General features: G+C 59.0%; 10 protein-coding genes. 3 read left to right on the top strand and 7 right to left on the bottom strand.

Translation table 11 applies throughout. The features are described from left to right. Positions 1–1,493 (top strand): energy-dependent translational throttle protein EttA (ettA, locus tag AC4GMC_RS16090; protein ID WP_487876838.1); only part of this gene is annotated, 1,493 nt, incomplete at its 5' end. A gap of 54 nt (positions 1,494–1,547) precedes the next feature. Here the strand turns inward: ettA and AC4GMC_RS16095 are convergent. From AC4GMC_RS16095 to trhO, 3 genes are read right to left on the bottom strand one after another with little or no spacing between them, the layout of a single operon-like run. Further along, on the bottom strand, positions 1,548–1,970 hold the full coding sequence (locus AC4GMC_RS16095) for a VOC family protein (protein ID WP_487876837.1): 423 nt from the start codon (positions 1,968–1,970) through the stop codon (positions 1,548–1,550). A gap of 42 nt (positions 1,971–2,012) precedes the next feature. After that, positions 2,013–2,387 carry an acyl-CoA thioesterase gene (locus AC4GMC_RS16100; RefSeq protein WP_487876836.1) on the bottom strand — a complete coding sequence of 125 codons (375 nt, stop codon included), beginning with the start codon at positions 2,385–2,387 and terminating at the stop codon, positions 2,013–2,015. After that, on the bottom strand, positions 2,384–3,262 hold the full coding sequence (gene trhO / locus AC4GMC_RS16105; RefSeq protein WP_487876835.1) for an oxygen-dependent tRNA uridine(34) hydroxylase TrhO: 879 nt from the start codon (positions 3,260–3,262) through the stop codon (positions 2,384–2,386). Before trhO ends, AC4GMC_RS16100 begins: the two co-directional genes overlap by 4 nt. Positions 3,263–3,336: 74 nt before the next feature. Here trhO and pncA point away from each other — a divergent pair, with 74 nt between their 5' ends. After that, the gene (gene pncA / locus AC4GMC_RS16110) at positions 3,337–3,933 is read left to right on the top strand and encodes a bifunctional nicotinamidase/pyrazinamidase (RefSeq protein ID WP_487876834.1); all 597 of its coding nucleotides are present in this window, start codon (positions 3,337–3,339) and stop codon (positions 3,931–3,933) included. A gap of 10 nt (positions 3,934–3,943) precedes the next feature. Here the strand turns inward: pncA and AC4GMC_RS16115 are convergent, their stop codons facing one another. Continuing rightward, positions 3,944–4,531, bottom strand: a complete 588-nt coding sequence (locus AC4GMC_RS16115) for a L,D-transpeptidase (RefSeq protein ID WP_487876833.1) — start codon at positions 4,529–4,531, stop codon at positions 3,944–3,946. Positions 4,532–4,698: 167 nt separating this feature from the next. Here AC4GMC_RS16115 and pncB point away from each other — a divergent pair, with 167 nt between their 5' ends. Next, positions 4,699–5,991, top strand: coding sequence for a nicotinate phosphoribosyltransferase (gene pncB, locus AC4GMC_RS16120; RefSeq protein WP_487876832.1), 1,293 nt, complete (start codon positions 4,699–4,701; stop codon positions 5,989–5,991). A gap of 4 nt (positions 5,992–5,995) precedes the next feature. Here pncB and AC4GMC_RS16125 read toward each other — a convergent pair whose 3' ends face one another. From AC4GMC_RS16125 to arfB, 3 genes are all read right to left on the bottom strand, one after another. After that, a complete protein-coding gene (locus AC4GMC_RS16125; protein WP_487876831.1) occupies positions 5,996–6,961 on the bottom strand; it encodes a phosphotransferase enzyme family protein in 966 nt (321 codons plus the stop codon). Continuing rightward, complete coding sequence (locus tag AC4GMC_RS16130; RefSeq protein ID WP_487876830.1) at positions 6,954–8,201, bottom strand: aspartate aminotransferase family protein; 1,248 nt, start codon at positions 8,199–8,201, stop codon at positions 6,954–6,956. The genes AC4GMC_RS16125 and AC4GMC_RS16130 overlap by 8 nt, the downstream gene beginning before the upstream one ends. Then, the coding region (gene arfB / locus AC4GMC_RS16135; protein ID WP_488082153.1) for an alternative ribosome rescue aminoacyl-tRNA hydrolase ArfB at positions 8,198–8,592 on the bottom strand (395 nt) is incomplete at its 5' end. The genes AC4GMC_RS16130 and arfB, both read right to left, overlap by 4 nt.

Raw genomic sequence — 8,592 nt, forward strand, 5'->3', positions numbered from 1 at the left:
CCGGGATGGACAAGGATTTCACCGGTGAGGCGTGGTCCGCCGAGGGCGCCAAAGTCGGCTACCTGCCGCAGGAACCACACCTGGACGAAACCCTCAACGTACGTGAAAACGTGATGCTGGGCGTGAAGGCAAAGAAAGACATCCTGGATCGCTACAATGAGCTGGCGATGAACTACTCGGATGAGACCGCCGATGAGATGGCGCAGCTCCAAGATGAGATCGACGCCCAGAACCTTTGGGATCTGGATGCGCAGATCGACGTCTCCCTAGAGGCACTGCGCTGCCCCCCTGATGACGCGATGCCCGCGAACCTGTCGGGCGGCGAACGTCGCCGCGTCGCGCTGTGCAAGCTGCTGCTGGAAGCGCCAGACATGTTGCTGTTGGACGAACCGACCAACCACTTGGACGCCGAAACCATCGCATGGCTGCAACGCCATCTTATTGACTACAAAGGCACGATCCTGATCGTGACCCACGATCGGTATTTCCTAGACGATATCACCGGCTGGATCCTTGAGTTGGACCGTGGCCGCGGCATCCCCTATGAGGGCAACTACTCTGCATGGCTGGAACAAAAGGCCAAGCGGCTGGAGCGTGAGGCCAAGGACGATAAATCCAAAACCAAAGCCTTGGAAAAGGAATTGGAGTGGATCCGTGCCGGTGCCAAGGCGCGCCAAGCCAAGTCCAAGGCCCGGATTGCTGCCTATGAAGAAATGGCCGGCCAGTCCGAGCGTGAGAAAATCAGCCGTGCCCAGATCGTTATCCCCAACGGCCCCCGCTTGGGCAACAAGGTGATTGAGGTCGAGAACCTAAAGAAGGGTTTTGGCGATCGGTTGTTGATTGAAGACTTGTCGTTTTCGCTGCCCCCCGGTGGGATTGTCGGCGTCATCGGCCCCAACGGTGCGGGTAAGTCGACACTGTTCAACATGCTCACGGGCGTCGAAAAGCCCGATGAGGGCACGGTTGAATTTGGCGATACGGTCAAGCTGTCGTTCGTGGATCAGTCGCGCGACACCCTAAGTGCAGACGCCACCGTGTGGGAAGAAATCTCGGGTGGGGCAGAGTTGATCAAACTCGGCGACGCAGAGGTCAATTCCCGGGCCTATTGTTCCTCGTTCAACTTTAAGGGTGGGGACCAGCAGAAAAAGGTCGGCCTGTTGTCGGGCGGTGAACGCAACCGCGTACACATGGCCAAGCTGTTGAAATCTGGTGGAAACGTGTTGCTACTTGATGAACCTACCAACGATTTGGATGTGGAAACACTGCGCGCGCTCGAAGATGCGCTGGATGATTTCGCGGGTTGCGCGGTGATTATCTCGCACGACCGGTTCTTCCTGGATCGGCTGTGTACGCACATCCTCGCGTTTGAGGGTGAGGCGCACGTGGAGTGGTTTGAGGGTAACTTCCAAGCCTATGAAGAAGACAAAGAGCGTCGCCTTGGCCCAGATGCACTGGAACCGACACGCGTGAAATACAAGAAGTTCACGCGCTAGACCGATACAAAACCGTAGGGTGCGCCGCTGCGCGCCCTACGCGGACCCGGCTTGCTACGCCTTGGCGATTTGTTGATGGACCTCAATGACATTGCCTTCGGGGTCTTGAAAAAAGACTTGGTGCCATTCTGCCGAAAATGCGGTGCCGTAGTCGGCATAGGGCACGCCCGCTGCCTCTAGCTCAGCCAAAACTTGCGCCAAATCATCCGTGCGAAACGCGATATGCCCGCGCGCCACGGGGTTCAGCGATTGACCGTTGCGAAAGGCGACAGTCAGGTCGCGTTGAGCCAGATGCATCTGCATGCCGCCATCCGTCGCGAATTTGATGTCCCCATCATAACCCGCACCGGCCCGCGCCTCGGTGCGGGGGAACATTTCCACCGGCATATCCGCGAGTCCAAGCACGTTGGTATAGAAATTGTGCAAGCGATCGATATCGTCGCCCACAACATTGATGTGGTGAAATTCAAGTTGCATGAGGCCCCTCCCCTTTGAGAGCCACACTAGCCATGGGGCGCGCTAGGGCAACGCCCGTTTGCGGCCTTCGTCATCAATAGCCACAAAGGTGAACAGGCCTTCAGTCACCTTTTCACGTGCGCCTATCCGGTCGCGCAGGACCCATGCCTCGAGGGTGATACCCATAGAGCTGCGGCCTTCGCGCGTGACCTGACCGTAGATGCACAGCACGTCGCCCACGCGAACGGGGCGGATAAACTTCATCGCCTCAATCGCGATGGTCGCCACCCGGCCCTGCGCGCGTTGGCTTGCTAGAATGCCTGCCGCGATGTCCATTTGGCTCAGCAGCCAGCCACCGAAAATATCACCCGAGGCGTTGGTGTCGGCGGGCATCGCCATGGTCCGCAATAGCAGTTCGCCGCGTTCGTCTTCGGTCATGACTTAGCCTGTTCTAACTGGCGCTGCCGTTCGCGGAAACGAACACGGTCAGCATCTGTGTAGTCGTCCACGCATTGGTGGCACTGCACCCCGGCCTCATACTCAGGGCGCTGGGTATCGGCGGGGTCTAGGGGGCGGCGGCAAGCGTGGCACAGAACGTGCGGGCCTTCGCGCAGGCCGTGTTCCACGCTGACGCGCCGATCAAACACAAAACACGATCCGTCCCATTTACTGTCCGCCTCGGGAACTTCTTCGAGGTATTTCAGGATGCCACCCTTAAGGTGGAATACGTCTTCGACGCCTTCGCCCAGCAGATAATTCGTGGACTTTTCACAGCGAATCCCGCCCGTGCAGAACATCGCAATCCGCTTGTTGTGGAAACGGGCCTTGTTGGCTTCCCACCATGCGGGGAACTCACCAAAGCTTTTGGTTTCGGGGTCTACAGCGCCCTCGAACGTGCCAATGGCCACCTCGTAATCGTTGCGCGTGTCGATCACAGCAACATCGGGCTGTGAGATCAGATCGTTCCAGTCAGCGGGCATCACATAATGACCAACGCTCGCGCGGGGGTCCACGTGGGGCTGCCCCATGGTGACGATCTCACGCTTCAAGCGGACCTTGAGCTTTTTGAAGGGGCGCGCGGCGGCGGTGCTTTCCTTCCACTCTAAGTCGCTGCACCCCGGAAGGGCGCGAATGTGGGCCAATGCAGCGTCAATTCCGGCACGCGGTCCGGCGATGGTGCCATTGATCCCCTCGGGCGCGAGCAAGAGCGTGCCGACAACGCCGCCCGCCTCACAGGCGTCACGCAGCGGATCCTGAAGGGCCGCGACGTCTTCAAACGGGGTAAAGTGATAGAGTGCAGCTACTGTATACATGGGCTATCGCATACGCGGTTGCGCGGCACCGCTCAAGGCGTAAGCTGGTCGCAGACCCACGCTCGGAGACTCCTATGACCCACGCCCTGCTTGTGATCGACGTCCAAAACGACTTTTGCCCTGGCGGGGCCTTGGCCGTACCGGACGGCGATGCGATCGTTCCCGGCATCAACGCGTTGATGGCTGATTTTGGCGCCGTCATCCTAACCCAAGACTGGCACCCGGCGGGGCATTCCAGCTTTGCCAGCAGCCATGACGCAGACCCCATGAGCCTAACCCAGATGTCCTATGGCCCACAGGTTTTATGGCCAGATCATTGCATCCAGGGCAGTCACGGCGCGGAATTTCACCCAGATCTGCGCACCGAACGCGCAGACATGATCATCCGCAAAGGGTTTAACCCCGCGATCGACAGCTACTCTGCATTTTTTGAAAACGACCACACAACGCCCACGGGGCTAGAAGGGTATTTGCGCACGCGGGGGATCACCCAAGTGACGCTTGTGGGCTTGGCCACAGATTTCTGCGTCAATTACTCAGCCGTAGATGCCGCGAAGCTGGGGTTCGGGGTCGAGGTTCGCTTGGACCTGTGCCGCGCGATTGATTTCGACGGATCGCTCACCGCCGCACGGGATGGAATGGCGGCGGCTGGTGTTGTTTTGGCGGGCTAAGGACCAGGGATCAGATGACGCGCACTTGTGTCCCGATTGGGGCGAGCGCGAACAGCTCTTCGATCTTTTCGTTGTACAGACCAATGCAGCCCGATGACGACTGACGCCCGATTTTGCGGGTGTCATGGGTGCCATGGATCAGATAGGCGGGCCAGCCCAGATACATGGCATGCGTGCCCAGCGGGTTGCCGGGGCCTGCCTCCATAAACTCAGGCAGGGATGGGTCGCGGCGGCGCATATTGGCCGTGGGCGTCCATGTCGGACCCTCTTTTTTGCGCACAATGGTGGTATAGCCGCGGCGGGTGAGTTCTTCGCTCATCGGGACAGAGGTCGGGTAAATCCGGTAATCCGTGGCGTCCGCATTCCAGTAATGAAGCGCCCGAGAGCCAGTGTCGCACACGATGGTCGCAACCCCCAGCGTGTCGAAATGATCCTGCCAAGACTGCTGCCGGAAGCTGGATGTGTTGCGGCGCGTGACGGCGGTGATGGACCGGTCCTGCACCTCAAAATCGAGATCCTGCGCAATTGCAGGGGCGGCCAGAACACTGGCACCAGCGGTCAACAGCAGTGAGCGGCGGGAAAAAACAGGTTTGGTCACGGGTCTCTCCTTGAGCGATACCTTTGATGTGCCGATTTTGAGGCCTTATGAAAAGGGGCATAGGCGTAAAATGCCAAACACAATGGTGTGAGAGCCACACCTGCGGTTGGCCTGATTGCTTTCCCCAGCGGCGTTTGTTCTAAAGCCATTAACCAAAGGAGCGCACCATGGTTGATATCGCCACGCGGGTCTACAATCACAAGTGGAAGATCGATCCGATCGTGCGGTCGTTGATCGACACTGACTTCTACAAGCTCTTGATGTGCCAGTCGGTCTTTCGAAACAAACCTGACACAAATGTGACCTTTTCGCTGATCAACCGGAGCAAATCTATCCGGCTTGCGGATATCATTGATGAGGGTGCGCTGCGCGAACAACTTGATCACATGCGGTCCCTCTCCCTGAGCCGGGGTGAAAGCACTTGGCTGCGGGGCAACACCTTTTACGGCAAGCGTCAAATGTTCCGGTCTGATTTTATGGAGTGGTTCGAGGGCATGCGCCTGCCCCCCTATCACCTCGAAAAACGCGACGGGCAGTATGAACTGACGTTTGAGGGTAAGTGGCATGAAGTCATGCTGTGGGAAATTCCAGCGCTTGCGATTTTGATGGAGCTGAGATCCCGCGCCGTGCTGAGCGATATGGGGCGGTTTGAGCTGCAAGTGTTGTATGCCCGCGCGATGACCAAAGTTTGGGAAAAGGTCGAAACCTTGCGCGACCTACCCACCCTGCGATTGGCCGATTTTGGCACCCGACGACGCCATAGCTTTCTATGGCAAGACTGGTGCGTGCAGGCCATGCGCGAAGGGCTGGGCGAACATTTTGTCGGCACCTCTAATTGCCTGATCGCCATGCGTCGTGAGATGGAGGCCATCGGCACCAACGCTCACGAATTACCCATGGTTTACAGTGCATTGGCTGAGGATGACACCGCCCTGCGCGACGCCCCCTACAAGGTGCTGGCGGATTGGCAGGAAGAACACGATGGCAACCTGCGGATCATCCTGCCCGACACCTACGGCACCCAAGGGTTCCTGCAAGGCGCGCCTGATTGGCTGGCCGGCTGGACCGGTATGCGCATCGACAGCGGCGACCCCGCCACCGGCGCAGAGCGCGCCATCGCATGGTGGAAAGCCCGCGGAGAGGACCCCACCCAAAAGCTGGTGATCTTCTCGGATGGCTTGGATGTGGACAAAATCCTTGAGCTGCAAAAACAGTTCCAAGGCCGCGTGCGCGTGTCCTTTGGCTGGGGCACACTGTTGACGAACGATTTCCGCGGCTTGGTCCCGAACGAAGGCCTCGCGCCGTTTTCACTGGTGTGCAAAGCAGTGGCAGCCAACGGACAGCCCACGGTCAAACTGTCGGACAACCCAAACAAAGCGATGGGCCCCAAGGCCGAGGTGGAACGCTACAAACGCGTGTTCGACCTAGACACCCAAGAGCCGATGGAAGTGATCGTTTAGGCGATCACCCAAATCCCTCAAGAAAGAAATTCCGCCCCTGTTGCAGCGCCTCAACCGAGCGCGTGGCCCGGGCGATATAGATCGGCATTTTGGGATGATTGGCCGGGTACCGCGTCATCACCCATCCAAGCGCAGCCATGGACCGCAAGAGCGACGTAATAGGTAACAGCGACAGATCCAGATCTGATAATGCCCGTACGTCATCATAGCCGCGCAACAACGCCTGCGCGAGGTCGGGCAACTCGGGATCCTCAAGGCTTTGGGTGAGGGTCGTCGTGATGTCATACAGCCGGTAACCAATGCCTGCGTCATCGAAATCGATAAACGTCAGGCCTTGCGGCCCTTTAAAGACATTCTCTCGAAGAAGGTCAGCATGGATCAGTCCAATATCCGGTACATCACGGCTTAGCGCGTGACGCGCAATGATACGGCCCTCGTTCACAAGGGCCTGGTCCCGGTCAGTCAGGCAAGGGTTTTCCCAAAACTGGCCCCAAGTTGGGTGATGACTAAGAAAGCCGTCCAAGTCCCAAGCGGGCCGTTCAAACCCTTCGGGCAGGATCATTGTATCGCTCAGGCTGTGCATCTGCGCGATCAGTCCACCGATTTGCATCATCAGCTTGCCTTGAGCGGCAAGTGTGCCCGGCAGCGGCGCACCGCCCTCGCCTATGGCTGCTCCCTCGACCCATGTGACCATCGTGGCCATTCGATCGCCGACTTTGCGCACCAATGATCCATCCGGAAGCGGGATTGGCGCAGGGCATGGAAACCCTTGAGAGACAAGCGACTGCATCCACCACAGTTCCGACGAAATTGCCCGGCGGGACATATATCCCGGTCGGTGCAGTCGAAGAGCCGCGCGTTCTCCGCCACGTTCAACCGCATAAACGGCATTCTCGCGTTGGCTCAGCAGAACCGGGGAATGTGCGCCCCAGTAGGCGGCTGCGGTTTCGGGGTTCATCGCGTCACGCATCGAGTGGGGTCCCCCTTAGAGCGTCATCTAACACCTGCACCAGATGCTCGGCGTTTTGGTGCGAAAACGGCATAGGTGGCCGCATCTTGAGCACCTCTCCATGGCGTCCAATCTTGTTGAGAAGGACCCCCCGCGCCACCACCTGCTCAACCAGCTCGGCCACAAAATCCGTGGCAGGCGCGCCATCCTTGCGGAACTCAATGCCAAAGAACAGGCCCGCGCCCCGAACCTCATGCAGAAACGGATGATCCAGATCGCGCAACATCTGTGTCACATGCAGGCCCACAGTAGCAGCGTTTTGAACCAACCTCTCGTCCTCGATCACATCAAGGGTCGCAAGTGCGGCCGCGCTACTTACGGGATTGCCGCCAAAGGTGTTGAAATACCCAAACGCGCTGCGAAACCCCTCCATGATGTCGGGACGCGTCACGACAGCCGCTACCGGATGCCCATTGGCCATGGGTTTCCCGATAGTGACAATATCCGGCACCAAGCCGATCCAATCGTGTCCCCACCAATGGCTACCCAACCGACCAAATCCCGGCTGCACCTCATCGGCCATTATCAAACCGCCCGCATCCCGCACAACTTGCTCAGTTGCGCGCAAAAACCCAGGCGCAACGGTTGGAAACGCTTCGTTCGCGAAAAATGGGCACAGCATCAGGCCCGAAAACCCTTCACCAGCAGCTTCAAGCTCTGCGATGGCAGCCGCAACGTTGGACGCAAATTCTACACCGGTCATGCCTGCCTCAGGGGCAGGCACCAACCGCACATGCGACGGATACCCCCCAATCGGAGGCCGCCTGGTGCTTAGCGCGGACACCGCCGACGTGTTGCCATGATACGTCGCATCGGTCGCAATCACGCCTCGCGCGCCCGTCACCGCCTGCGCCATGCGCAACGCCACGTCGTTCGCCTCAGAGCCCGTGCACACCAAAATGGCCTGTGTCAGCCCATGATCAAACTTGGCACATAGCCGCTCAACATATTCCACGACCATCGGATGCAGATACCGCGTGTGGGTGTTCAACGTGGCGGCCTGCTGGGCAATCGCCTCAACTACACGCGGGTGACAATGCCCCACATGCGGTACGTTGTTATAACAATCCAAGTACTGGCGCCCCTGCGCATCCCAGACATACACACCTTCACCGCGCACAATCTCTAGCGGCTGGCGATAAAACGTCGGCACATGCCCCCCAAGGGCCGCCGCACGTCGAGAAAACAAATCAGACGTCATTCTTCATCGGTAACGCGCCCGCGGGCGGCTTTCAATGCGCCACGCTGCGCCTTGCCGGCCAATCTCCGCCGGACGGAGCCCTTTGTGGGCTTCGTCGCAACCCTGCGCTTTGGTACGACCAACGCCTTGGCCACCAATTCCGCCAATCGGTCGCGCGCGATCTCACGGTTGCGGGCCTGATGCCGGGTATCCTCGACCCGCAACACAATCGCCCCATCCGCGGTCCACCGCCGTCCCGCCAGACGCTTCAACCGCGCCTTGACCGACCCCGCCAGATTAGGTGACCGCTCGGCCTCAAAACGTAACTCTACGGCCGTCGCAACCTTGTTGACGTTTTGCCCCCCCGGCCCCGAGGCGCGGGTAAAACTCTCCGTCAACTCCCACTCTTCAA

This window comes from Thalassobacter sp., assembly GCF_982993085.1.

What these genes read in the sequence shown, in the direction of transcription:
- AC4GMC_RS16095 (WP_487876837.1), bottom strand. Translation starts at nt 1,970, where the DNA reads ATGCAACTTGAATTTCACCACATCAATGTTGTGGGCGACGATATCGAT.
- AC4GMC_RS16100 (WP_487876836.1), bottom strand. Translation starts at nt 2,387, where the DNA reads ATGACCGAAGACGAACGCGGCGAACTGCTATTGCGGACCATGGCGATG.
- trhO (WP_487876835.1), bottom strand. Translation starts at nt 3,262, where the DNA reads ATGTATACAGTAGCTGCACTCTATCACTTTACCCCGTTTGAAGACGTC.
- pncA (WP_487876834.1), top strand. Translation starts at nt 3,337, where the DNA reads ATGACCCACGCCCTGCTTGTGATCGACGTCCAAAACGACTTTTGCCCT.
- pncB (WP_487876832.1), top strand. Translation starts at nt 4,699, where the DNA reads ATGGTTGATATCGCCACGCGGGTCTACAATCACAAGTGGAAGATCGAT.
- AC4GMC_RS16125 (WP_487876831.1), bottom strand. Translation starts at nt 6,961, where the DNA reads ATGCGTGACGCGATGAACCCCGAAACCGCAGCCGCCTACTGGGGCGCA.
- AC4GMC_RS16130 (WP_487876830.1), bottom strand. Translation starts at nt 8,201, where the DNA reads ATGACGTCTGATTTGTTTTCTCGACGTGCGGCGGCCCTTGGGGGGCAT.